24 protein-coding genes are annotated in these 25132 nt (G+C 52.4%); 8 read left to right on the top strand and 16 right to left on the bottom strand.

The features are described 5' to 3' along the window. The 8 genes from HMPREF1141_RS17045 to HMPREF1141_RS04170 all read right to left on the bottom strand — a co-directional run. Positions 1-276 (bottom strand): transposase (locus tag HMPREF1141_RS17045; protein ID WP_009061364.1); only part of this gene is annotated, 276 nt, incomplete at its 3' end. Between the two features lie 39 nt (positions 277-315). Continuing rightward, on the bottom strand, positions 316-567 hold the full coding sequence (locus HMPREF1141_RS04200) for a hypothetical protein (RefSeq protein ID WP_009061366.1): 252 nt from the start codon (positions 565-567) through the stop codon (positions 316-318). Between the two features lie 4 nt (positions 568-571). Next, positions 572-1414, bottom strand: coding sequence for a hypothetical protein (locus HMPREF1141_RS04195; protein WP_009061326.1), 843 nt, complete (start codon positions 1412-1414; stop codon positions 572-574). Next, the gene (locus tag HMPREF1141_RS04190) at positions 1411-2925 is read right to left on the bottom strand and encodes a hypothetical protein (protein ID WP_009061351.1); all 1515 of its coding nucleotides are present in this window, start codon (positions 2923-2925) and stop codon (positions 1411-1413) included. Before HMPREF1141_RS04190 ends, HMPREF1141_RS04195 begins: the two co-directional genes overlap by 4 nt. 211 nt (positions 2926-3136) lie before the next feature. Then, on the bottom strand, positions 3137-3526 hold the full coding sequence (locus HMPREF1141_RS04185; protein ID WP_009061342.1) for a phage XkdN-like protein: 390 nt from the start codon (positions 3524-3526) through the stop codon (positions 3137-3139). Between the two features lie 12 nt (positions 3527-3538). Further along, positions 3539-3979: a phage tail tube protein gene (locus tag HMPREF1141_RS04180; protein ID WP_009061363.1), complete on the bottom strand. Its 441-nt coding sequence runs from the start codon at positions 3977-3979 to the stop codon at positions 3539-3541. A 13-nt stretch (positions 3980-3992) separates the two neighbouring features. Continuing rightward, positions 3993-5258, bottom strand: a complete 1266-nt coding sequence (locus tag HMPREF1141_RS04175) for a phage tail sheath subtilisin-like domain-containing protein (protein WP_009061360.1) — start codon at positions 5256-5258, stop codon at positions 3993-3995. A gap of 14 nt (positions 5259-5272) precedes the next feature. Next, positions 5273-5752, bottom strand: coding sequence for a DUF6838 family protein (locus tag HMPREF1141_RS04170; protein ID WP_009061336.1), 480 nt, complete (start codon positions 5750-5752; stop codon positions 5273-5275). A 109-nt stretch (positions 5753-5861) separates the two neighbouring features. Here HMPREF1141_RS04170 and HMPREF1141_RS04165 point away from each other — a divergent pair, with 109 nt between their 5' ends. Together HMPREF1141_RS04165 and HMPREF1141_RS04160 are read left to right on the top strand one after the other, a co-directional pair. Beyond that, a complete protein-coding gene (locus HMPREF1141_RS04165; protein WP_242824556.1) occupies positions 5862-6200 on the top strand; it encodes a hypothetical protein in 339 nt (112 codons plus the stop codon). A 224-nt stretch (positions 6201-6424) separates the two neighbouring features. Further along, positions 6425-6628: a hypothetical protein gene (locus HMPREF1141_RS04160; RefSeq protein ID WP_009061340.1), complete on the top strand. Its 204-nt coding sequence runs from the start codon at positions 6425-6427 to the stop codon at positions 6626-6628. 275 nt (positions 6629-6903) lie between these two features. On the opposite strand, the gene HMPREF1141_RS04155 is transcribed toward HMPREF1141_RS04160, so the two are convergent. Further along, positions 6904-8079 (bottom strand): hypothetical protein, encoded by a 1176-nt coding sequence (locus HMPREF1141_RS04155; protein WP_009061333.1) that lies wholly within the window; start codon positions 8077-8079, stop codon positions 6904-6906. 379 nt (positions 8080-8458) lie between these two features. Here HMPREF1141_RS04155 and HMPREF1141_RS04150 point away from each other — a divergent pair, with 379 nt between their 5' ends. Next, the gene (locus tag HMPREF1141_RS04150) at positions 8459-8713 is read left to right on the top strand and encodes a Smr/MutS family protein (RefSeq protein WP_009061324.1); all 255 of its coding nucleotides are present in this window, start codon (positions 8459-8461) and stop codon (positions 8711-8713) included. A gap of 47 nt (positions 8714-8760) precedes the next feature. Here HMPREF1141_RS04150 and HMPREF1141_RS04145 read toward each other — a convergent pair whose 3' ends face one another. Continuing rightward, positions 8761-9831 carry an LCP family protein gene (locus HMPREF1141_RS04145; protein ID WP_009061359.1) on the bottom strand — a complete coding sequence of 357 codons (1071 nt, stop codon included), beginning with the start codon at positions 9829-9831 and terminating at the stop codon, positions 8761-8763. Positions 9832-9955: 124 nt separating this feature from the next. Continuing rightward, on the bottom strand, positions 9956-10579 hold the full coding sequence (gene yfbR / locus HMPREF1141_RS04140) for a 5'-deoxynucleotidase (RefSeq protein ID WP_009061361.1): 624 nt from the start codon (positions 10577-10579) through the stop codon (positions 9956-9958). A 968-nt stretch (positions 10580-11547) separates the two neighbouring features. Between yfbR and HMPREF1141_RS04135 the strand changes: the two genes are divergently transcribed. From HMPREF1141_RS04135 to HMPREF1141_RS04115, 4 genes are all read left to right on the top strand, one after another. Beyond that, positions 11548-13971 (top strand): YfhO family protein, encoded by a 2424-nt coding sequence (locus tag HMPREF1141_RS04135; RefSeq protein ID WP_009061353.1) that lies wholly within the window; start codon positions 11548-11550, stop codon positions 13969-13971. Next, on the top strand, positions 13971-14912 hold the full coding sequence (locus tag HMPREF1141_RS04130; RefSeq protein ID WP_009061346.1) for a glycosyltransferase family 2 protein: 942 nt from the start codon (positions 13971-13973) through the stop codon (positions 14910-14912). The genes HMPREF1141_RS04135 and HMPREF1141_RS04130 overlap by 1 nt, the downstream gene beginning before the upstream one ends. 217 nt (positions 14913-15129) lie before the next feature. Continuing rightward, positions 15130-16863 carry an ABC transporter ATP-binding protein gene (locus tag HMPREF1141_RS04120; protein WP_035316537.1) on the top strand — a complete coding sequence of 578 codons (1734 nt, stop codon included), beginning with the start codon at positions 15130-15132 and terminating at the stop codon, positions 16861-16863. Continuing rightward, complete coding sequence (locus HMPREF1141_RS04115; RefSeq protein ID WP_009061348.1) at positions 16860-18764, top strand: ABC transporter ATP-binding protein; 1905 nt, start codon at positions 16860-16862, stop codon at positions 18762-18764. The genes HMPREF1141_RS04120 and HMPREF1141_RS04115 overlap by 4 nt, the downstream gene beginning before the upstream one ends. Before the next feature lie 48 nt (positions 18765-18812). On the opposite strand, the gene HMPREF1141_RS04110 is transcribed toward HMPREF1141_RS04115, so the two are convergent. The 5 genes from HMPREF1141_RS04110 to HMPREF1141_RS04090 form a co-directional block, all read right to left on the bottom strand. Beyond that, positions 18813-19181, bottom strand: a complete 369-nt coding sequence (locus tag HMPREF1141_RS04110) for a hypothetical protein (protein ID WP_009061331.1) — start codon at positions 19179-19181, stop codon at positions 18813-18815. Then, positions 19159-19548 (bottom strand): hypothetical protein, encoded by a 390-nt coding sequence (locus tag HMPREF1141_RS04105; protein WP_009061362.1) that lies wholly within the window; start codon positions 19546-19548, stop codon positions 19159-19161. Before HMPREF1141_RS04105 ends, HMPREF1141_RS04110 begins: the two co-directional genes overlap by 23 nt. A 152-nt stretch (positions 19549-19700) precedes the next feature. Further along, complete coding sequence (locus HMPREF1141_RS04100; RefSeq protein ID WP_242824555.1) at positions 19701-21314, bottom strand: peptide ABC transporter substrate-binding protein; 1614 nt, start codon at positions 21312-21314, stop codon at positions 19701-19703. A gap of 278 nt (positions 21315-21592) precedes the next feature. Then, positions 21593-22945 carry a trypsin-like peptidase domain-containing protein gene (locus HMPREF1141_RS04095; protein WP_009061327.1) on the bottom strand — a complete coding sequence of 451 codons (1353 nt, stop codon included), beginning with the start codon at positions 22943-22945 and terminating at the stop codon, positions 21593-21595. A 144-nt stretch (positions 22946-23089) separates the two neighbouring features. Next, on the bottom strand, positions 23090-24262 hold the full coding sequence (locus HMPREF1141_RS04090) for a malic enzyme-like NAD(P)-binding protein (protein ID WP_009061328.1): 1173 nt from the start codon (positions 24260-24262) through the stop codon (positions 23090-23092). Between the two features lie 160 nt (positions 24263-24422). Between HMPREF1141_RS04090 and HMPREF1141_RS04085 the strand changes: the two genes are divergently transcribed. Next, positions 24423-25100: an HAD family hydrolase gene (locus tag HMPREF1141_RS04085; protein ID WP_009061355.1), complete on the top strand. Its 678-nt coding sequence runs from the start codon at positions 24423-24425 to the stop codon at positions 25098-25100. Positions 25101-25132 lie beyond the last annotated feature (32 nt).

The raw sequence follows: 25132 nt of genomic DNA, 5'->3' as shown, positions 1-25132 counted from the left end.
TTCAAAAAAGCCGGCAGCCACCCACTCCTGATAATACCGATGAATGCTGCTCGCGCAGCCGTACTTTCTGGGAACAGCCTTCCACTGGCATCCTGTGCGTAATACGTAAAAAATCCCTTCCAGCACTTTCCTTGGCGGTATCGGAGGACGGCCTTGTCCGGGTGCGTGTTTATACTTTTTCTGCGGGTCCCGCTTTTTTACTGGTATCTTATCCTTGATTTCTTCCCAAAACTCATCCGATATTGTCCATGACTGATAAGATTTCTTCTCTTTCATTCTTCTCTCACCAGTCCCTATTTTACACCTTGTTTTAATTTATGGATAGGCTCTTAGCTGATCGTAACAGATGCAGCTGAATTTTTTGGTATCCTGCTTTGTCGTAAACAGAAACCCGTAAAAAATATTTGCACTGCCGTAAGTGAAAACAACCGTGCTGCCATTCGGGAACATTCCAGCTTTCAAGGAAGGGTAATCAAAAGTCAACTGCCCGGCTCCGTTGTTCCAGGAAGATTGATAGGTCACGTTCAGCGCGATATCAGAAATATCGGTATTGTTGATCAAAAGCATTGCATCACCTACCTAATGCTTTCTGACGTTCGGCGAGATCGGCTCTGGCCGCTTTTTTAAATGCATCGAATGCCCCGCCGATCGCATTAAATACTTTTTGCATGTCCGCCGCTCCACGTTCTGCAGCCACTTTACTGGCTTCCGATGAATAAATATAGGATCTATCTTTTATCATCGCTGGATTCGTAACGGGTTTTCCTGTATCTTTATCAGAAAGCCCGCCCCAAACCGTTCTTTTCACAACATATTCTCCCGTTTTAGTGTCGAGCACTTTAAGCACGCCACCAATTACCGCTGATTGAGGGCCTTGAACCACCTTACTATCAGAACCGCTGCCTCCGCTACCCTTTTTTTCATCCTTCTTCATTTTGTACGGCGTGGTTTTACTGTTAAAAGCGACTGTCTTCAGAATAGCAGGCACTTTCCCAGGGCGCTGAATGTACGGAATTGCCGTCGTTCTCACACCGGCTGCTTTATATTCCGTCACCTTTACCGTCACACTGTAAACGCCGGGGTATTCCTCCTTTTTGCTGTACCCAGTTAAATAACCGGACATGGATTCACTCCGGTTATCCGAAACAAAAATAAAACGGCTGGGGTCTTTGGTAGCGAGCAGCACCTCAAACGCTGTGAAAACCTTGCTGGCGGCAGACCAATTCGGCAGCCCGTTCAGATTTTTCTCCGTCATTTCACATTCGATCGTCCACGTGCGCAGCTTCCGGGATTCCGGCACTGGGAAAAAGCCCTGCCCGATGCCGTCATAAGAGGTAATCTCGCGTTCGCCGTCGTCGTTGACGCTCTTTATTCCATACACCAAAATACCGCCCAAATTGATATAATAGGTCATGCATATACCCCCGCTGGCTGCAGCTGCTGATTCTGGTAGACCATGTCCCCCAAACTGAGGTTGATTTCGTTGAGGTCTGCCGTCTGGCTTACATTTTGGTTTTGGATGATAACCTGCGGCACAAACTGCTGCATCCGGAACACCGCCATCGCCTTCTGCGCAGCCAGATCAAACTGGTATCGCAGCACTTCCTTTTGGATTTCCACCTCACCGGTCACCGCAATCGGAGCCGTGTTGGTAATCTCTGCTTGAACCTTCTGATTCATTGCACTCAGAGTTGGCGTTTTAGAACCAGCCATCTCTTTTTTGGCGTTGGCGTGCGCCTGATCCAGATCATCAAACATTCCATTTTGCGTGGTATCCGGCAACAAATTATCCAGAAAGCTAAATGCAGCGACTCCCGCTATTCCTCCGGCAATCGAAGCAATGATTTTATAGATGTTTCCGGAGGCAATCCCCGTCGCTAAATTCATCACCTCAGTCATAATAGCAGCCATTTTCATCGCAGTCTGATAAATAGCCAGAGCAATAACGACTGTTTTTAAAACAGAAATCAATGTGCTGCTGTTGTCTGCCACCCACTGCATCGCGTAGCCGAGCATCTGCATTCCGTTGCCGACCGCGTTAAAGAACCAGTCAAAGCCGCCGGATAGTAACTGATCGTTGAGCTGCTGGAGCAAAATGGACAATCCCTGAACCACCGAGCTGGACTGATCCTCCATGGCATATTGCATGTTCTCACCAAACCTGGCCGCCTGTGTCTGCAAAGAGAGGAAATTTTTGTCCACCATTTCCTGTGTAGCGCCAAAGTTGTTGAACACACCGTCAAGGTAGTCGATGGCCCCGCCCATGTCTCCGCTGCCAGTGAAGCCCTTTACCGTTTCCTCGTCCACTCCGGCAATGTGGTAGTTATCCTGGATTCCCGAGGCATCGCCCGCTAGCAGCGCCTGCACGGAAGAAACTGCATTATCGGCTCCCTGAGACGGATCCCGCGCATAAAGGCGTTCCGCCAGCCCGTACATCCCGGTTAATTCATCCGGGTCGTGCGTATATGGCAAAAAAGCTTTCGTTGCATTTTGAACTCCAGCAATCCCCAATACAGATTTCTGCGCACCGTAGGCTTCGGTGTAATTGTATAGAGCGGAACCGGCTGTCTCGCTGCCAAGCATCGATTGAAGCGAAATTTCCTGTACCTGCTGATTCGCTCCGTTCTTTACGCCGCTGATCATCAGATCAAGTGCTTTTTTTCCCAGCTTAGCCTTTGAAATCGTGTCAGAAATTTTTTGATTGATTTTGCCAATCCCATTCGAAGCATCGTTCGAAACGTTCTTGATGTTTGCAAGCCCGCTTTTAAACTCCTGTGTCGCGGTCAAGGCCATTTTCTGGTAGCTTCGATATTTTTTAGAGGTTTGCAGAATCTTTTCCATATTGGTAGAGTATTGGTCTGCCAGTTTCAGAAGATCATCTAAAGTATTTGCGATAGGGATCACCCCTTTTCCGTTATGGTGCATATTGAGAAATTTACCGAACTAGATGGAGCCGAAAGCGGCGGATGAAATCCGCCGCATCATTTTTTTCTCATCTCATTGTTTACGATCAGGTCGCTTGCTATGATCAGGGCGCGCTCCTGTACCGACAGCTCCATAAAATCGTGGGGAAGAATGTTGTGATTCTGCAGGGCTAGATGGACGTAAAAATAAAATCCGTCTTCACCCTGCTCAATCAGTTTTTTGCCTCTTCCACCTTTTTCCCAAAGTCAACCGTCACATCGGCGTGCTCGTTATAAATGCTGAGCAGCGCTCCGATTTCGCCGGCGGTGAACATAGATTTGAGCGCATCCGTGGGGCTCAGGATTTTTCTGCCTTCCCTTTCGGAAAGAGCATCCAGCAGCTCCGCGCTGCGCAGATTCGGGCGTACCAGGCTCGCGGCAATGGTGGGATAAAGCGCCTCCAGCCCTTTGAATCCTTTGGTCTGTACCTCAGCCGACATCTGCGCCATTTCATCCGCAGTCAGCACACGCATTTCAAATTCTGCGTCGCCAAAGCTGTTCAGCTTGAATGTCGCGTTGGGCTTTCGGTCAGGATGCAAAAACTGCATCAGTGACTTGTCCATTCTCCCGCCTCCTTATGCCAGATCGAAATCGTTGAAGGTAAATGTAGTTTCAATGGTCTGGGCGTTGTCGCTGCTGTCATCCAGCGCAATCAAGCCGATATTGGCAAGGATTACATCCGACAGCGTCACACCGATTCGCTCATATTGAGAGCCCGCCGAGTCTGCGTAAAACTGCAGACTGATATTGGGAGCCGAACCTCCATTTTTGTAATCCCGCATCGCCTGAATAAAGGCGGGCGTGGTGTGGTAATATGTCATATCGCCGCTGCCCTTGAGCCCGCGCTGCGCGGCCTGTTCCATCGGGTCGTTCAAAAAGCGTCTGTTTTCCACAACGGCCTCTAATTTGGCGGTGATTTTAGAAATCTTAAACGCCGGAACAATAGAGCCGTTCAGTCGAATAAATGCCTCTCCGTCATGTCCGGAGAACACGTCCTGCAATCTTGTTTTTGCCATTCCTTATCCCTCCTTACAGTGCGGTTACGGTGACATAGATCTTATCCACCGTATCCACTGCTTTGATGCCCACGATTACGTTTACCGCGTCACGCTCCGTACCGGCTGTCACGGTGATATCGTCCGCAGAAAAATCTTCAATGTATCCCGGCGCAAGGTAGTTCTGCGAGGTCATCTCGAACACTATCGCTTTGATCTGCGCGCGCCCTTCCACACTGTTGCGGATTTTGCCGACACATTTGGTGTCGAGCAGCTTTTGCAGGTCGCCCTGATACTTTTGCAGCGTGCGCATGACCAGACCCTTTCCAAAATCTTTCGGATGATCCTCGTCAAACGTGGTCAGGCTGGTAATGTCATACAAGACGGACGGGGAGCCATACAGCGGCACAAACAGCACTTCGCCGTTCTGCGTCCTGCTGATCTGCTGGTCACGGGTCAAATGCGGCCTCACATCCGTCCAGCCGGTAATTCCCCGGCAGTAGGTCAGGCTGTTCACTACTCCGGCCTGCGCAATCAAACCGGCCAGTGTGGCACAGGATTCCGCCGGCGTCAGCTCATAATCGGCCGTTACGCCACCGGTGGAATTGCAAACATAAATATTTTCGCTGTCCGGATAAACACCGGTCACAACGCCCTGCACATAGGCTTTGTTTGCGTTTTGTTCCTTTACAAAGGACACCACGTCAGCCGCACGATCCGAATCCGTGCTGCAAATCACGTTGTACTCCCGCTTTTCCAGTTCTGCGAAAAATCCGGTGTAATCGCTTTCTACCGCGCCGTCGGTACCGCCGGTCAGCTTTACAATGGCTGCCGCCAGAGTCTCGGTGCCGGAGAGCGCCACATAATACGGCGAAAAGTCTGCTGCGGTCGAAATGATCTGCGAATCCACCTCCTGTGTGCCAAGATAGGTCTTAACGAGCCATTTTTCGCCGCTGGCGGAGATTACGATAGAAAGGTCGTTTCCGCGTGTGCCGGGGAAAACCGCTTCTGCGGTGATGCCGGAGGAAACCTCTGCGGAAGCCTTCACACCTGCGGTGTTGAGGCGATACAGAATCAGCTGTTTTGCCCCGTTCATGACTTCTCGCACCAGCTTCATCGCGGGATCAGAAGTTTTATACCCCAGCGAATAAAGCGTATTGTCGCCTGCATTGATAACCGTCACCTGGTCGCCCCAATGAAGAGGCAGGGCCATCGCCACAACGCCGGTAACGCTCAGATCAGCATCGCGGGCTCCGGATTTCAGCTCGATGTTAGTGCCTGGCAAGATTTTTGTAATCAATCTTTCTCAGCTCCTTACAGTGTTATATTTTGGTCTGCATGTCCGATGATCGGATCATCGGGCACGTCAGTTTCCCATACTTTTACGGTACCGGTCACTTGGGCCAGCCCATCTGCAATACTCGAATTTCTGGAAAAGCACCGGAATATTCCGATTTCGCTTTGGAGCCGATCGAGGCTCTGTTCCAGCAGGAAGATGGTATTCTGCAGCTCCCGGCGGTCAGCGCTGTCAACCGGAACATAGGTGATTTTCAGCATGAATTCGTATTCCGACGTCAGCTTCAGCCGCTTTTTGTTTGCAATAGAATCATAGTCAATGAAAAAGGCCGGAGCAACAGCGGTCTGCGGCAAACCAATATAGGTCTCGGTGTCCGGGAACAGGGTGGCGGTAAGCTGTGCTGCAGCCAGCATCAAGTGATCAGAAATCGTCAGGGTGCCATTCTCAATCCCGTTCTGCAGAGACTGCGGAATCGTTATTTTTTCAGATAGTTGCATGATCAACCTCCATTTTATAGAATAAATTGTGTATGCAAATTCATCCAACCACAACATGTTGATAACTCGGTTGAAACTGTGGAATCACTTCTATACGAAACCGCATATCTTGAATCAAACCAAAAGAAATGTGGTGGCAATAATGAGTGGAAGTTACAGAATCTCTATGCGCACTCCAATGGGCCCGCAAAATGGAACGCTCTCCTTTACAGACGAAGGCGGAGCCATTAGCGGCTCGATTCACACAATGGGTAATACCAGTTACTTTAAAAACGGAAAATCAAAAGGAAACTCATTTGAGTTTTCGGGAATCTTAAATACCGGTCTTTTTCGTTTGAAATATACCGCAAAAGGCGTCGTGAACGGGAACAAACTGGAAGTAACCGCAACAACGGATTACGGTGTATTCCGAATTTTCGGAACACAAATCTCGGCTCCGATTCATTGAGGGGAAATCTGCTCACAATACTACCGACAATCAGCAGGAATCTTTCCCAGTAGAGGGAAAGTAAATTTCATTTTTTAAATTAATTAAAAATTAGAAACCCTTTGGGTCTTTTCTTTCTTCTGAAGAAAAGGCTCAAAGGGTTTTCAAGAATGGATTTGGATAGAAAAAATAAAAACGCAAAAGCTAAGAATATGAATCAAATGATAAAAAGGAGTCATCGATCAATGGATTATACAATAGAAGAAACGGCTCGTCTATACTCGGCTTTACAAGTCGATAAAAATCAATGGATAGAGCATCTGCAGCGCCCCTATAATATAGAAGACATCAACCAAGCCGAAGAAGAAATCCGAACCATCGAACCGCTCATGGAAAAAGTAAAAAAGGATTATCTCTCTCGCGGCGGAGATGTGTCCGCACTCCAGTAATGCTTTTCCCCGAAACACTTTGCCGCCTTTGAATTTCTGATTCAAGGGCGGATTTTTCTGTTCAGAGCATACTATTTCTCATTTTTTCGGCTACGGCCAACCCCAAAAGAAAACCGGAATTCTTTCATGCAGCAAGGCGACCTTCTATTGCAAAATTAAAAGGTGCATGTTAGGATGTGGAACAGAGAAAACATAAATAAGCCCCATACGCTGTAACAGCATATGGGGCCCAAACTGATAAATCAAAATCAATTTATTAAGCCGATTGCTACCAATTAATAAAGCACAATGGTGTCGTCCTGAACGGCGCAACCGCATTCAAAGCTCTGTTGCTGGTGTGTTTCCAGATCAAAAATGGAGTAAAAAACAAATGAATCCGTTTCATCACTGATCACGTATTCCGCCACCAGAAAACGATCCTCCACGCAGGCGACAAACTGCCCAAGCTCCTTGCTGTACTGACTGCTCACCGAGGAATTGAACACGCCCTGAATCTCATAAGTATCCTCATGCTCCGTCACACGGTAAATCCGGGTGGGGCAGGGCTCAATGAAAAAGGTAGCCGGCTCTTCCCCTTCTTTCAGATTCAATTCGGCCGCAACCGTTTTTTTGCCGCCGGCCTTCTCTACCGCACAGATACGCTGGTCGCTGTTAGGGTAGTATTTTGCGCGAAAATACAAGCTGTCCTGATCCTGCCCCACATAGCGCACCAAACCCTGTGTGCCGGCGCTGAGCAGCAGCTCCAGCGGCAGGTGAGTTTCGTCCGCCTTAACGGCAACAACAAAATCCAGCAGCGGGCACAGCCACACATTATCGCTGATGTCATCCCCCAGCCATCGCCGGTTGCGGTAGCATTTTTCTTTTTCCTCTTCGCTGCCGTAGGGCTCCAAAATCAGGAGCATCCGCTCGCCGGCCACTTCAAATGGAACCAGCTTCTCGGCAGAAAGGTTGCAGAGCCGTTTATCCCTTACATAATAATAGCGTCCTTCCTCCAGATCATACAGGTAAGCGATCCGCTCAAAACCGGACGCCTTCTTATATTCCTCAAACAGATGTCGATGGCGCTCATTCTCTTCCGTATAAAAAATCACACGACTTTCGTCAAGCGCCTGGCAGTCGGCAAAGCTGCCCACAAAGCGCAGTTCTTCCGAATTTTTCTCCTGCCCGGTCTGTTTGTCGAACCGCAAAAGACGGGCGGAGCTTTCTCCGCTTTCCATCACGACAATAATGTCGCCGGGAAAAGAGTAAAAGTGCAGCACCACGGCCGGGTCGCCCAAAAAGCAATTGGCGATCACCCGCTCCGTCTTGGTGTTTCTGTCATATTCCAGCAGAAACAGGCTGTAATGCCCTTCTTCCGCTTTTTCTTCTGCGTAGTATACCGTAGACCCGCTGATTTCGATCAGCTTTACACGGCTGTCGGTGACCTTGTTGCGAATATCCACAACCGTCATATGATTCCCCCGCTTTCCCGCCGGGTACAGCTTGTCCGCCCGGCTTGATAGACTGATGATTAATTATATCATAAATTCCGATATGGGCTTACAAAAAGCCGCCTGAGATATCAGATAATAAAACTGATGATTCAATGCTCTCTCAGCCGCCCGAAGCTCTGCTTCGGTTCGCGGCGTGAGGTTATTATATCATCCCGTTTCTTGCTTTGTTCTAAGGAAACAGCTAGACATCTGTTTTTCTTTGGATTGGATGATTCAATGCTCTCTCAGCCGCCAAAAGCTTCGCTTTTGCTTGCAGCGTGAGGTTATTATATCATAAACCCCCATATTTTGCATTCCCCGCACGGGAATTTTCTGCAGGAGAAAGGAGTATCCGCGCATGCTGACAAACCAAAAAGGGAGCGTCCTGACCATAGACGTCCACGGAATGCGTTCAGACGACGCCAAGCGTCAGCTGGAGCGGCTGCTCTCCCGTGCCGGAAAAGATGTGCGCGAAATCGTGGTGATCCACGGATACAGCCACGGGCAGGTACTCAAAAACATGGTGCGCCTAGAACTGAAACACGCGCGGATTCAAAGCAAGCTGATCTCTCTGAACGAGGGACAGACACGGCTTCTGCTGAAAGAACGATAAAAAAGCCTTGAGCTGGTAAAAACAGCTCAAGGCTTTTTGAATCAATCTCAGCGGCTTTCAAAAGAAGATTCCTGAGAGGAATCGGACGACCCGAGGTTTTCCTCGTAAATGAATTCCACCAGATTTTTATGGTTTTTCTCAAAATTGACAACCAGGGAAGAACCAACACCCGGGATATTCTGATCGTCAAAGGTCCCATCCACAGGGATTCGGTTCTGACTGGTGGGATAATTGAGATACGTCAGCGAGTTGGCCGCAAGCGACAAAATCTCGTTCTTCGTCATATTCGTGGTCACAAGAGGAAGCACATCGTACAGAATCCCGTTGATCGTTCCCAGATCGGACGTTTTGAATTCGTCGATGATCGCCTGGAGCACCTTGCGCTGACGCAGCGTACGCTCATAATCGTTGCCGATATCGCGGATACGGGAATAATAATGCGCCTGCTTCCCGGTCATATGCTGTATACCGCCGGTCAGGCGTTTGGAGTAGGATTCGCCGGAATACGTATTGATCAGCTTTGCTTCCGCGCTGCTAATCTCCACTGTAACGCCGCCCAGGCGGTCGATAATTTTATTAAAGGAATCGTTGCTGATCAGCACATAGCGGTCAATATCCACGCCAAATCCGTTTTCAATGGTCTGCACCGTCAGCGTCGGGCCGCCGATAGAATACGCAACCGTCAGCTTGTTGGCCTGATGGCCGGGGATGGAAACGTACATGTCGCGCATGAAGGACGTCATTTTCAGCTTTTCGTGTCTGCGGTCCAGAGAGACCATCAGCATGCTGTCGCTGCGGCCCTTGTCGTTTTCCTGATAATCGTCCACGCCCATCAGCAGCACATTCAGGATTTTGTCATCATGATACAGCCCATTAACAACATATTTGGAATTCCCCATGTTATCAAAAGAGGTGACTCCCGAATTGTTCGGCGTCGAGGACTGCACCGGGTCCGGTTCAAACTGTATGCGTCCCAGCAGATGATCCGCATAAACCAGCGTCCCGCCTACCGTAATTAAAACAAGGCTGACGACCAAAATCGCCACATTGAGAATCACAGCCTTTTTTCCTTTTCCTGAAACGGGCCGGCGACCCTTCATCGGCTCTTTCTTTTTCACAACATCATCCCTTCTTCAGCGTCTCGGTCAGGCAAGCTCTTGCTTGTACCGCAGGCACTCCCTTATGTGTTATCTTGTTCTGTTTTATCCTTTTTTATGTCTCGTATTCCGGCAGCAAACAAGCTTATTTTTTCTGCGGATTCGCCGGATCGGGCTCTTCTCCCGGCAGGTCCTGCTCATCCAGCGTCAGCTCGTAGGACGGCAGGAATTCTGTCAGAAAGCATTCCGCTTCCGGCAGACCCATCGCCAGAATCGTCTCCCGCTGCGCCTGTTCGGCCCGGCGGAATTCGGCGTTGCCCATTCCGCGCTCCTCCACGCATTTGATCAAAGCAGAAATTTTATCCGCTGCTTTCACCAATGGATAAAGCTCCTCGTCGCCCGGCTCGTTTTCACAAATCAGCGGCTCGTATGCTCCCCGCAGATCCTTCGGCAGCAAAGCCAGAAGGCGCTGCTGTGCCATTTCTTCCACCCGGCGGTATGCCTGCCGGATTTCAGGGTTATCGTATTTCACCGGTGTCGGCAAATCCCCTGTTAAGATCTCGGTTACATCGTGGAACATGGCCAGTACCGCGGCCCGTTCGGGATTCACGCTGCCGCCGAAGCGGGTATTGCGCAAAAGCGCCAGCGCGTGGGCAATCACCGCAACGTCGAGACTGTGCTCACAGATATTCTCGCTTCTGGTATTGCGCATCAGACCCCATCGGTTAATGTATTTCATTCGCGAAAGCATCGCATAAAAATGATACATTTCCATTCCTCCCAGCCGCTTATGTGACAAATTTCGGCTCAAAGCAACTACGACAGTTATTATAACAGAGAAAAACGCAGGATACAACAAATCGAAATTATTTTACAATTGACATGATTTCCTCTTCATTCAGGGGAATTCCTATGTTATAATAACCTCACGCTGTAAACAGAAGCCAGCTTCGGGCAGCTGAGAGAGCATTGAAACAGAATAAACCATATAAAAAGGCGGCTCTGCCGCTGTGAATAGAGCTCTTTATAATGTATTCTGTTACAATCACCTCGCGCTGTAATCCAGCCCGTATGGCCGCTTTATTTTCTCACTGCAAATTCACTTTTATCAGGTACATTCTACAGATGAATTCTGTTATAATAACCTCACGCCACAAACCGAAACAGAGCTTCGGGTGGCTGGGAGAACATTGAAACAGAATAAGTCAACATGAAATCATCATTTCCTGCTATAAATCGGTTTGTTTAAAATACATTCTGTTATAATAACCTCACGCCACAAACCGAAGCAGAGCTTCGGGTGGCTGGGAGAACATTGAAACAGAATAAGTCAACATGAAATCATTATTTCCTGTTATAAATCGGTTTGTTTAAAATACATTCTGTTATAATAACCTCACACCACAAACAGAAGCAGAGCTTCGGGTGGCTGGGAGAACATTGAAACAGAATAAGTCAACATGAAATCATTATTTCCTGTTATAAATCAGTTTGTTTAAAAGCATTCTGTTATAAAATATTATTTATTGTTTTCTTGACCCTAAACGCTGCAGCCTATCGACCGCGGCATTTAGGCTCCCAGCCGGTATGAATCAAAAAAAGCAAAGGCGCCGCTTTCACTGAATATCCTGCGCGCCGCCCGCCGCGTTTTGCTGCCGGTTTGCGTACTGTCCCCATATGGCGACTCTCCGGCGGACAGGCAGACGCTTATTTTTCTGCGCAAAGGAGTGGACGATTTTGAACCTGCTTTCCAGAACGGTGTCGAGCAAGAACGTACTCTTGAAAGCATTTTTGTATAGTCTGGGTCTTGCCACGCTGATTTTTCTTCCCTTTCAGCTGGTAGACAGCGGCTATTTTTTATTTTACGGCGATTTTAATGTTCAGCAGGTCCCTTTCTACCGCATGTGCCACGACGCAATCCGCAGCGGCAACTGGCGGTGGAGCTGGACAACGGATTTGGGCGCCAATTTTATCGGCTCCTACTCCTTTTATCTGCTGGGCAGCCCGTTTTTTTGGCTGACCATCCCGTTCCCCAGCAATGCGGTTCCATACCTGATGGGCCCTCTGCTGGTGCTGAAATTTGCCTTCTCCGGCTGCACCGGCTGTCTGTATCTCAAGCGTTATGTCCGCGACCCCGAATTTGCCGTGGCCGGCGGGATGCTGTACGCGTTTTCCGGCTTTTCCGTCTATAACATCTTTTTCAATCATTTTCACGAAGCGATCATCGTATTCCCCCTGCTGCTGTGGGCGATGGATGAATATATGTATCATCGTCGGCGCGGCATCTTCGCGGTGACGGTGTTCGCAAGCTGCTTTGTCAATTACTACTTTTTTGTGGGACAAGTCGTATTCTGCATTTTGTACTGGCTGGTGCGGGCATTCTGCGGCAGCTGGAAGATCACGGTGAAGGATTTTCTGCTTCTGCTTGTGGAATCCGTGCTGGGTGTCGCGCTCTCCGGCGCGCTGCTGGTGCCGACCATCCTGACGGTAATCCAGAATCCCCGCGTCGACAATCCGCCGGACGGCTGGGGCGCGCTGCTGTACGGCTGGAACCAGCGCTATATGCACATTTTGCAGTCGTTCTTCTTCCCGCCGGACATCCCGGCCCGGCCGAATTTCACGCCGAATTCCGAGGCAAAATGGGCGTCTCTCGGGGCGTGGCTACCGCTGTTCAGCATGACGGGCGTATTCGCTTTTCTGCAGAACCGCCACCGTCACTGGCTGAAAAAGCTGCTCGGCATTCTGTTTTTGATGGCCATGGTGCCGATCCTGAATTCCGCATTCCAGCTGTTCAACGCCTCGTATTACGCGCGGTGGTTCTATATGCTGGTGCTCATGATGTGCCTTGCCACCCTGATTTCCCTCGAGCGCGAAAGCAGCGACTGGCGCAGGGCCGTGCACTGGGTGCTGGGCATCACACTCGGCATCGCTTTGCCGATCGGCCTGATGCCGCAGTCGAAGACCAACAACGGCACCACCACCCGCACCATCGGGCTGGAGGAATACCCCACCCGTTTCTGGGCCTACGTGGCCTTGGCGCTGCTCGGCCTGCTCGCGCTGTGCATCGTGATGAAATACTGGAGGCGCGACAAGAAAATCTTTCAGCGCCGGATGTTTGCCGGGATTGCCGCGATCTCCTTTTTATACTCCATCTACTTTATCTCCCTCGGAAAAACCCAGTCGGAGGATGTTCGCAGACAGCTGATCCCCTATGCGCTCAACGGCGGCGCGGACGTCTCCCTGCCCGATCTGCAGAACGTGCGCTCCGATTTTTACCACGCGATGGACAATCAGGCCATGTACTGGCAGATTCCCAGCATTCAGGCGTTTCACAGCATTGTGCCCGGTTCGATCATGGAGTTTTATCCCACCATCGGCGTCACACGTGATGTCGGCTCGCGGCCGGACACCAAAACGTATGGGCTGCGCGCGCTGACCTCCTGCCGCTGGCTGTTTGACTATACGGGTGACGACAATTATTTCGGCGGCGAAAATCGGCAAAACCCCGAAATGCCAGGCTGGCACTATTACGACACCCAGAACGGCTTCGATGTTTGGGAAAACGAATATTATATTCCCATGGGCTTTTCCTATGATTCTTACGTCACCCAGGAGCAGTACGACGAAGCCTCCGAAGGGGACCGCGATCTGCTTTTGCTGCACGCTCTGGTACTTTCAGACGAACAGATCCAAACGTACGGCTCCCTGCTGACACAGCTCGATACCGCGGATCTGGACTTTACCCACGATGAGTATTACGAGGCGTGTCAGGAGCGGAGGGCTAGTGCGGGAACGGAGTTCTCACACGACGGCACCGGGTTTTCCCTGCATTATTCGGCGGAAAAAGAGCGGCTGGTCTTTTTCAGCGTTCCGTATGAATCCGGCTGGAGCGCAACCGTAAACGGGCAGGCGGTTCCTGTGGAAAAGGTGAGCGTCGGCTTTATGGCCGTAAAGGTTCCCGCCGGGGAATCGGACATCCGCTTTGAATACCGTACTCCGGGCCTCGGCGAAGGGTTCGCCATGTCCGGCGCAGCGCTGGTTCTTCTGGTGCTGTATCACCGCCTGACCCTACGCATGGACAACCGCCTGCAGAAAGACCGCAAGCGCCGTATTTTCCGAATCAAATCTTCGGAAAACGGAGCTGCGGAGGAGGAATTGTAATGTCTATTGTCTATTTTGTGATTCCCTGCTACAACGAGGAGCAGGTGCTCCCTGAAACCGTCAAGCGCCTGACCGTAAAGCTCGGCAGCATGATCGAAAGCGGAATCGCATCACCCGAAAGCCGTATGCTGTTTGTGGATGACGGCAGCCGCGACAAAACCTGGGAGCTGATTGAGGGCTATCACCGCGAAAACCCGCTGGTTGGCGGAGTCAAGCTGGCGCATAACCGTGGCCACCAGAATGCGCTTCTGGCCGGGCTGATGACCGCGCGCAAATACGCGGACTGCGCCATCAGCCTGGATGCCGACCTGCAGGACGATATTGAGGTGCTCGACCAGTTCGTACGCCAGTTTCAGGACGGCTGCGACGTGGTGTATGGCGTGCGCAGCAAGCGTGAAACCGATACCTTTTTTAAGCGCAATACTGCTCTGGCCTTTTACAGGGTCATGAAGACGCTGGGCGTCGATCTCGTCTATAACCACGCGGATTACCGCCTGATGAGCCGCCGAGCGCTGGACGCGCTGGCAGACTACCGCGAAACGAATCTGTTTTTGCGCGGCATTGTGCCGCTCATCGGCTTCCGCAGCGGTACCGTAACGTATGAACGGCATGAGCGCTTTGCGGGCGAATCGAAATACCCGCTCAAAAAGATGATCTCCTTTGCGCTCGACGGCATCACCTCGTTCAGCGTCAAGCCCCTGAAGATCATCGCGAACCTGGGTGTGCTGGTTTCCGTTCTGAGTATTCTCGGCCTGTTGTACGCCCTCATCTCTTACTTTACCGGCAACGCCGTAGCGGGCTGGACGGCCATTGTCTGCTCCATCTGGCTGCTCGGCGGCATCCAGCTGCTCTGCATCGGCGTTTTGGGCGGCTACATCGGGAAAATTTACAATGAGGTGAAAGACAGACCCCGCTACTTAATTGAAGAGGAGCTTCGCTGAGCTACCGAACCATGTACAGCTTTCCTGACACTTTGAGCCCGGCCCGTAATGACACGGGCCGGGCTTTTTTGTGCCGAAACAGTCGCCGCTTTTCCGAATGGAACGGAAATTTCTGCGCAAATTATTGGCAGATGCGTTCACACTGCAAAGCAGCCCGGCTTTTTCACCGGGCCGAACGCACAGTTTGCCGCCCTGCGCGGCGGAAGGAAGGAACTGCATGCTCAAACAGCTGTACACCCTGCTCGGCGAATACCGGCGGGACGCTCTTTTGGCTCCATTTCTGATTTTTGGGGAAGTGCTGATGGAGCTATTCATCCCTTATGTGATGGCCGGCCTGATTGACCAAGGCGTGCTGGGCGGCGGCGGAATCTCTTATACCGTAAAAATGGGCGGACTGATGATTTTGATGGCGCTCGCAGCTCTGATCTTCGGTGCTCTGGCCGGGCGTCTTGCCTCCCGGGCCTGCACCGGACTGGCCGCAAACCTGCGCACCGCCCTGTTCGACAAGGTAATGGATTTCTCCTTTTCCAACGTCGATCACTTTTCCTCCGCGTCGCTGATCACCCGCCTGACTTCTGACGTAACCAACGTGCAGAACGCGTTTTTAATGATCCTGCGTATGGGCCTGCGGGCTCCGATTCTGCTGGCTGGGGCCGCTTCCATGGCAGTGCTCATCAGCCGCAGGCTTTCTCTGATCTTTCTCGCCGCCTTACCCATACTGGCTGCTGCGATCATTTACATGATGAAAAATGGGTATCCGCGCTTTCAGCAGATGCTGCGCCGCGTGGATGACATGAATGCTTCCGTTCAGGAAAACCTGACCGGAATCCGGGTCGTCAAGGCTTATGTACGTGAGGAGCACGAGACCGAAAAATTCACCGAAAACGCAGAAGCTCTGCGGAAAGCACAGTTTTTTGCTGAGCGCCTGATCCTGCTGACCCTGCCTATCCTGCAGCTGACAATTTCGGGCTGCATTGTAGCAGTAGTGTGGTTTGGCGGCAATCTGGTGATTGCAGGCGGTCTGGAGCTCGGGCAGCTTTCGGCCTTTTTGAGCTATGTCTCCCAAATTTTAATGTCGCTGATGTTTCTGTCGATGATCTTCCTGCTGTGCGTGTTGTCTCGCGCGTCCGTCACGCGGATTCAGGAAGTGCTGGCGGAGACTCCCTCCATTCAAGACATTCCCGGGCCATCGTCCGAGCTGGCCGACGGCTCCATCGAATTTATCGACGCGTCCTTTTCGTATGGCGGGCCGGGCGATAACCTGACGCTGGAGCACATCAGCCTTTCCATCCGCTCGGGCGAGATGATCGGCATCATCGGCGGTACCGGCTCGGCAAAATCCACTCTGGTACAGCTGATCCCCCGCCTGTACGATCTGTCAGACGGTCAGCTACTGGTAGGGGGCCGCCCGGTACAGGAGTATTCTCTCGACGCGCTGCGCAAAGGCATTTCGATGGTATTGCAGAAAAACACTCTCTTTTCCGGCACCATCCGGGAAAATCTGCTGTGGGGGAATCCCAACGCCACGCAGCAGGAGCTGGAGAACGCCTGCCGGGCCGCGCAGGCCAAGGAATTCATCGATGCCCTGCCGGACGGTCTTGAGACCCACGTGGAGCAGGGCGGCGCCAATTTTTCCGGCGGACAGAAGCAGCGGCTGTGCATCGCCCGCGCCCTGCTCAGCCGCCCGAAGATCATGATTCTCGACGACTCCACCAGTGCGGTGGACACCGCCACCGACACCCGGATCCGCGAGGGCCTGCGCAGGGAACTTCATGGCGCGACCGTACTGCTCATCGCCCAGCGCATCGGTTCTCTGCGCGGCGCGGACCGCATCATCGTCATAGAAAACGGAATGATCAGCGGAATCGGCACCCATGAAGAGCTGCTCGCCAGCAATCCAATTTACCGCGAGATTGCCGAATCCCAAGAGAAAGGGGGAATGGCGACATGAGCGCGGCAGAAAAAAGCCCCGAAGAAAAAAACGATTCCCCCGCGGAAAAGAAAAATACCGGCAAAACCATCCGGCGCATTTTGGGCTACCTGCACCCCTACCGACCCCATCTGGCGGTTGTAACAGCCGCTATCCTCGTCAGCTCAGGTGCACAAATTGCCGGCAGCGCCCTGCTGAAGACGATCATCGACGACTGCCTGACTCCGCTGATCCGGCAGTACGACAGTGCACTGATGCAGAAATTTCTGCATTTAACGTTTGCCATGCTCGCGCTGTTCGTGGCAAGCGCGCTTGGGTCGTATCTGTACAGCTATCTGATGCTCAAAATTTCCACCACGACGCTCTACAAAATCCGCACAGAGCTGTTTGCAAAAATGGAGCGCCTCCCCTTGCGCTATTTCGATTCCAAATCGAACGGCGAGCTGATGAGCCGCTTTACGAACGACACCGACGCCCTGCGCGATATGCTGAACAGCAGCGTGACCAGTTTTATTTCGTCCTTTCTCACCGTTGCCGGAATTTTTCTGCTGATGCTCTGGTACAGCTGGCAGCTGACGCTCCTGACTGTCCTCCTGCTGGTGGTGATGGTGAACGTCATCCGCGTGATCGGCGGAAGGAGCGGGGATGCCTTTCAAAAGCAGCAGGCCGCGATCGGCTCGCTGAACGGCTATATCGAAGAAATGATTGAGGGGCAGCGGGTCATCAAGGTATTCCGACACGAGCAGGCCGCGCGCGAGGAATTCCGGCGCATCAACGAAACCCTGCACGAATCCGCCGACAGGGCCAACACGTTTGCAAACATCCTCCTGCCCATCATGACCAATCTGGCCAGTCTGCAATACGCTCTCACCGCTGTTCTGGGCTGCATACTGGCAATCGGCAACATTCTCACGCTCGGCACCGTGGTGCTGTTTTTGCAGTTCACCCGCAGCTTTTCCTCCCCGCTGACGCAGATGTCGCAGCAGCTCAGCTCGGTGCTGAACGCACTGGCCGGGGCCGAACGCATCTTTGCATTGATCGATGAGCCGCCGGAAATCGACGACGGCTGTGTTACACTGACACATACGGAGCAGAACGCCGACGGTACCCTGTACGAAAGCGAAGGGCACGGCAGTCTGTGGGCCTGGAAAATCCCCTCCCCATCCGCAGGCCCTTCTCTGCGCAGGCTGGAGGGCCGGGTAGAGTTTGATCACGTGGTGTTCGGCTACGACGTGGAAAAGCCCGTGCTCAATGATCTTTCGCTGTGCGCCGATCCCGGAGAAAAATTCGCGTTCGTCGGTTCCACCGGAGCGGGAAAAACGACGATCACCAACCTGATCAACCGTTTTTATGAGGTGCAGCAGGGCAGCATCCGTTTTGACGGCATTGAAATCCAGAGCATCAAAAAAGATGATCTGCGCCGCTCCCTTGCTCTGGTGCTGCAGGACACCCACCTGTTCACCGGTACGGTGATGGAAAACATCCGTTACGGCAGGCTGAACGCGACTGACGATGAAGTTATCACTGCTGCAAAGCTTTCGAATGCCGATTCGTTCATCCGGCATCTTCCGCAGGGGTATGATACTCTGCTGACCGCCGACGGGGCTAATCTGTCGCAGGGACAGCGGCAGCTGCTGGCGATTGCCCGAGCCGCCGTGGCAGACCCGCCTGTGCTGATTCTGGATGAAGCGACCTCTTCCATCGACACGCGCACCGAGGCGCTGATCGAACAGGGAATGGACAGCCTGATGCGGGGCCGCACCGTGTTTGTGATCGCCCACCGCCTTTCCACCGTGCGGGGCGCGGATCGAATTCTCGTTCTGGAACATGGCCGCATGATAGAACAGGGTACCCACGAGGAGCTTTTAGCCCAGCAGGGCAGGTATGACCAGCTGTACCGCGGCATATCTGAACTTTCGTAAATAAAAAGAGCTCTTTCCCAAAAGGGAAAGAGCTCTAACTGTTTTGATTCACGTACCTGTTTTGCGAAGCTCCTGCGCATGCAGCTCCCGCTCCATATCAGCTACCGGCAGACCCATCGCATCCTCTACAGGAACCGCGATCGAGATACCGTGCGCTTCGGTGCAGAACCCGCATTTTTGGCAAATGGCCCGCATGATGTCCTGCTTTTTCTCCCGAAGGGTCAAAATCAGAACAATTTCTTTTTCCGGATGGATCGAGAACCCGAGGATTTTTTCCGCCTCGTGCATTCCCGCTCCGCGCGCTAACACAATGGTTCCTCCGGTGGCGCCGCCCAGTTTCGCCGCTTTCATTACCTGTTCCGAATACCCACGGTTGACAATGGTAATGATCAGATTATACTGGTTCGCAGCAATCACAGGAATCCCCCTTTCCTTTTTGAAACTCGCCCGTCATCAATGACAGGGTTTTTGACCCACCTACACTGGAAATCGGGATTGTAAATGCAACGCCGCTGCCTGCTTTATCCAGCTGCATCTCGCGCTGCAGCTTTTCCATCAGTTCCGGAACCTTCTCCGCCGGAGCGGAGCTGAGTACAATATCCTTTTCCGTTTCACCGATTCCAAGATAATTCAGCAGCTCTGAGCTGGCAGTGCCATGTCCCAGAAAGATATAGTTAAAATTCAGATGTTCGGAATTGAGAAGCTTTGATACCTTTTCCCCTTGATGGCGGTTTACAATCGCAACGATCAAAGAAAGCTTTTTCGACAAGGCTGCGTCTAACATCCTTTCGTCCTCCCTTAACCCCGTCAGGGTTCTCTGTCAAAGCCATATCCCGCAGTCGGGCAGGCCTGCTTCGTGCATGTTACACGCAGGGAAAAACATCCCCCGCGGCTCCGTCGTTACATTATATAGAATTTGCAGTCTTTCGTCAATCCCTAGTCCGTTTTTCCAGCAAGTAAAAAATCAATTCCGGCGGAGTTAGGGCGGAATACGATCCCGGTGACTCCTTTTCCGCAGGCATAATAGCTGTTTTTGTAATAAACCGGGTAAAAAACGGCGTGAGCGCTCAGGTAATTCTCCGCCTGAAGATACGAAGCAAGCGCGGCGGCACCGCCGGACTGCTCTGCTGTGAGCAGCAAACGGTCAAAATCCTGGCTGGCAAGGCGCGACGGATTCTGTGGACTATCGGAGCGGAACACCGAAAGCATCTTGCCGTCTTTCTCCGGGTAAATCCCGGTGAGCGCAATCTGGTAGTCGCCGGAATCCACCGCCTTCTGGAGCTCGCTTTCCGCCATGGGCTGCATGCTGAAATACTGGCCTGTCAGGCGATTCCACGCCACGAGCATTTCATTTACCATCAGCTTACTCTGCTCAGTGTCCAGGCACAGTACCGTAACGTGGGAAAACTCCGGGTGCCCAAGCTCTTTCAGGCCGGCCTGCACCAGTGTGCCGCCCTGCGTGCTCTCTTTCAGGTATCCCACTGCCGTACCCGCCTTCTGCCGGTAATTCTGGCCCATCAGTATGGCCTGCGGGCCAATGATATACTCCGCCTGCTCCGCTTTCTCCGGCAGGTGTTCCAAAAGCTTCTGCCGCGGCAGCGCCTGCACCAGGCCCTGCCGGATTTTTTCATTCTGCATCAGCGGGTCCTGGGTGTTGAACGCCAGCCCCCAGGTAATATCCTGAAACGAGGTGATCGGCAGCCCCACCTCCTGCGCCTTCGCCGCCTGCTGCTCCGGCAGAGCGATCGCGTCTACCGCCGAGGTGGTAAGCGCCTTGATCGGGTCAGAAACGTCCACATCCGAACCGCTCATGGAGAAGATCAAAGCAGCCGGCAGTGCGGCCTGCGCGCCGCGGTACGTGTCGGAGCGGGTCAGCTTGATCTGCTTGCCGTGATCCCAACTGTACTGGTTCCCCAGAACAAACGGGCCGTTGCTTAAAATGGATTTGTATTCCAGGCCGTATTTGCCCTGCGTTTCCTGAAAAAATTTCTCGTTGCAGGGCATGAACACGCTCTCCGCGGCCAGCGCCGGAAAATCCGCATACGCGTACTCCAGCTCCACCACCAGAGTTTTATCGTTTTCGGCCCGCACGCCAAGCTGATCGGCAGGCAGGGCACCGGTACTGACCTTACGGGCATTTTTCACCACATACAGCGGGCGGCAGGCTGCCGATTTTGTCTGCGGGGCCAGCGCGCGGCGAAACGCAAATACAAAATCTGCCGCCGTTACCGGCTGTCCGTCAGACCAGACGGCGTTTTCGCGCAGGTGAAAGGTAAACACGGTGGCAGCATCGTTTGCGTTCCAGCTCTCCGCCACACCGGGAGTCGCTTTTCCGTTCTGGTCCAGCCGGGCCAGGCCCTCGTAAAGGGCGCCGATGGTCAGAACAGCGGAAGAGTCGGTAGCCACCTGCGGGTCAAGCGTTTGTGGCTCCTGATCAACATAGTATTTTATTATTTTGTCCGCGGCCTCATTTTTTTGCTGCCCGCAGGACGGGAATACCAGCAGCATACACGCGACAAGGAGCGCAGAAAGCAGCCTTCTCAACTTCATCACCTATTCGTATTCTTTTCATAGTATGCCATTTTAAAAGGTCAAAATATTTGCTTTTTTCCCGCGCCTTCGGCAGGAGAAAGAAAACACTTATCTTTATTTCTTTTCCATTCAATTCTAGCATGTTTCACAGGCGTTTGCAACGCATCGAAACGCCTGAAAAACGCGGAAAAAGCAGCAAGGCATTGGTGCTTTGCTGCTTTTCCGCGGCGCCCGAAATTTGAGGCACCGTTTTGTTCGGAAGGAAGAGAGTTTATGAAAAATCGTTGTTGGTAAAATTAGCTGCCGGTAGACTGAGCCAGCGTGACGGTTGCCGTAAAGGTCTTGCCCGTCTTTGGCCTTGTCACACTCAGCGCAACGGTCTCGCCCGGCTTTTTCGCCGCAATTGCGGTGGTAAGCACGGTGCTGGAATTGATTTCCTTGCCGTCGATCTTGGTGATGACGTCGCCGGCCTCAATCCCCGCCGCATTGACGGAGGGATTCACCACGGAGGATACATAGTACCCAACCGGCAACCCATAGAAGCGGGAAATCATGGTATCGACAAACTGGCCGGAAATCCCGAGCATTGCGCGGTCCTTCACATAGCCATACTGCTTGAGGTCTTCAATGATCGGCTTGGCATCGTCGACCGGGATCGCAAACCCAAGGCCCTCGTAGCCCTCGGCCACGATCTTGGAAGAGTTGATGCCGATGACCTGACCGGCGGAGTTGACAAGCGCGCCGCCGGAGTTGCCGGGATTAATCGCGGCGTCGGTCTGGATGCATTTCATGGTGTAGCCGTTTTCGCTGTTGGTGATTTCACGATTCAGCGCGGAAACATAACCGATGGTTACGCTGGAGTTGAACTCCAGGCCGCCGGGGTTGCCGATCGCCATAACGGTGTCCGCCACCTGCAGGGAGGAGGAAGAACCGAGCTCAGCAACTGTCAGGCCGGTAGCCTCGATTTTCACCACCGCCAGGTCGGTTACGGTATCGCTGCCGATCAGCTTGGCCTCGTGGGATTTTCCGTCGGACAGAATCACCTTGAGGGAATCCGCACCGGAAACCACATGGGCGTTTGTTACGATATAGCCGTCCGAAGAAATGATGATGCCCGAGCCCTCGCTCGCGGGGGAAACCGCCGATTCATCGCTGCCGGAGCGGCGCTGTAAACTCAGCGACTGACTCACCTGATAATTCTGAATGCAAACGACAGAGGGAATCACCTTTTTCGCGATCTCCTGTGCCGTGAGCGCGCCGGCTTTCGTCGTGGTGGTCGGCGTCGTCAGAATGGAGGAGGAGACGGAAGCCTGACTCGAGGAAGCGCTGCTGGAAGCTGCACTGCCGTTCAGGGTGACATATCCGTTATTGACCAATGCGACAAAACCGCCGATGGAACCCGCCGAAATCATCAGGCAGGCCAAAACACCGCACAGGATTTTTGTGCCTGTCCTCTTTTTTGGCCCTTTGGGAGACTCTGGCTCTGGTGAGGAGCTGTTATAACTGCCCGGCTGAGAACCGTAAGAACGGTAAGTATTGCCGTCCCACTGCACCTGCTGCTGCGGATTGTTCCATTGGTAACTGCTTCCCGTTGTATAGTTGTCGCGCGGTGCGTTGTTCTGATTATCGTTATCGTCATAGGGATACATAACATCAGGTCCTTTCCTATGTGGCTTGTTTCGATAGTCTTAGTATGCCAAAGGATTATGAAAAACCTATGAAGCCCGCTTATCTTTTTTATGACGGAATCGAGAAAAAAATGTGACCGTAAACTGAAAATACTCTGAAAGAGTTCAAATACGGGCCACATTGGTGCGGTGGGCAGCCTCTGCCACGGCTTTTGCCACCTCCGGCGCCACACGCTTGTCGAGCGGAGAGGGAATAATATACTTCGGCGAAAGCTCCTCCTCGGGGATCATCCCGGCGATGGCGAACGCAGCCGCAAGCTTCATTTCGTCGTTGATGTCTTTTGCGCGAACATCGAGCGCGCCGCGGAAAATACCGGGGAACGCCAGCAGATTGTTGATCTGGTTCGGGTAATCGGAGCGGCCCGTACCAACTACAGCCGCCCCGGCAGCCAGAGCTTCATCGGGAAAAATTTCGGGCACCGGGTTCGCCATTGCAAATACGACCGGCTGCTGGGCCATGCTTTTGACCATCTCTGCGCTCACACAGTTCGGAGCGGAAACGCCCAGAAAGAAATCCGCGCCCTTCATGACGTCGGCCAGCGTGCCGCGAACATGCTCCCGGTTTGTGATTTTCGCCATTTCGGCCTGTGCCGGGTTGAGCCAGTCCTCGCCCTCACAAACAGCACCCTTGCGGTCGCACAAAATCAGATTCTTTACGCCGAGGGACAGCAGCAGCTTTGCGCACGCGATGCCTGCAGAGCCCGCGCCGTTGACAACACCATGCACCCCAGAAATTTCCTTTTTTACTACCTTCAGTGCGTTGATCAGCGCTGCGCCCACCACGATCGCCGTACCGTGCTGGTCGTCGTGGAATACCGGAATATCCAGCGACTCTTTCAGCCGGCGCTCGATTTCAAAGCAGCGGGGCGCGGCAATATCCTCCAGATTGATGCCGCCGAACGAACCGGCCAGAAGCTCTACCGTACGCACGATCTCGTCGGTATCCTTGGAGCGGATACACAGCGGGATTGCATCCACACCGCCGAACGCCTTGAACAGAACAGCTTTTCCTTCCATGACAGGCATTCCGGCCTCCGGGCCGATGTCGCCAAGGCCCAGCACTGCCGTACCGTCCGTTACAACGGCCACGATATTGCCGCGGCGCGTGTATTCGTAGGACTTGTCCACATCCTTGCTGATCTCTTTGCAAGGCTCCGCCACGCCGGGTGTATACGCATTGGAAAGATCGTCTCTGGTTTCAACAGGGCAGTTCACCTGAATCTGAATCTTTCCTTTCCATTCTTTATGCTTTTTTAATGCTTCTGCTGCATAATCCATTTGCTGTTCCTCCAATTTTTGCACATTTGGTTTCAGTATAACATATTTTCTGCAGCATTCAAGAATAGTTCCTGCAAATCCTTGCAAAACGGCGAAAAATATGTTTAGATAGGAATGTAAGCAATATTTCAGATACCATACAGAAAGGAGATTGCTTATCATGTACCAAGCATGTATCTTTGACTTGGATGGAACACTGGCGGATACACTCGATTCCATTGTTTATTTTGGCAACTCTGCACTGGCGGAGTGCGGTTACCCGGCAATTGATCGTGAAAAATACCGCTACCTGGTTGGAAAAGGCTCGGATCTTCTGATGCGCGGAATGCTTCAGGAGGTTTCTCCCAAAGGATACACTGAAGATGATGTGATTCTGCTGCGCAAAATTTACGAAAATCTTTACGAGCAGGACCCGATGTACTTTGTAGATCAGTACGACGGTATGGAAGAGGTGCTGCGTGATCTGAAAAATCGCGGGATCAAGCTGGGAGTGCTGTCGAATAAGCCCCACAATATTACTACCCGCCTGATTACGATGATGTATTCGTCGCGGCTTTTCAACGTGTGCTATGGCCAGCGTTTCAATGTAGAGCGCAAGCCGTCGCCGGATGGCGCGCTGGAAATCGCCAAAGAGCTTGGCGTAGAGCCGAAGAACTGTCTTTACATCGGCGACAGCGACATCGATATGCAAACCGGCATCGCCGCCGGAATGGATACCGTGGGCGTGCTTTGGGGTTTTCGCTGCCGCAACGAGCTGGAAAAAAGCCGGGCAAACTACATTGTGCACGAGCCGAAAGAAATCCTGTCAATCGTGCTGGGAGAAGCCGCGGCAGATTGATTCGGGAACATAAGAAAACAGAATTGCAGGGA

Origin of the sequence: Clostridium sp. MSTE9 (genome assembly GCF_000277625.1) — a bacterium.
In the GTDB taxonomy this organism is placed as follows: Bacteria; Bacillota; Clostridia; order Oscillospirales; family Acutalibacteraceae; genus Faecalispora; species Faecalispora jeddahensis.
Note: the sequence above shows the minus strand (reverse complement) of the source record. Positions and strands in the feature narration are given on the sequence as shown.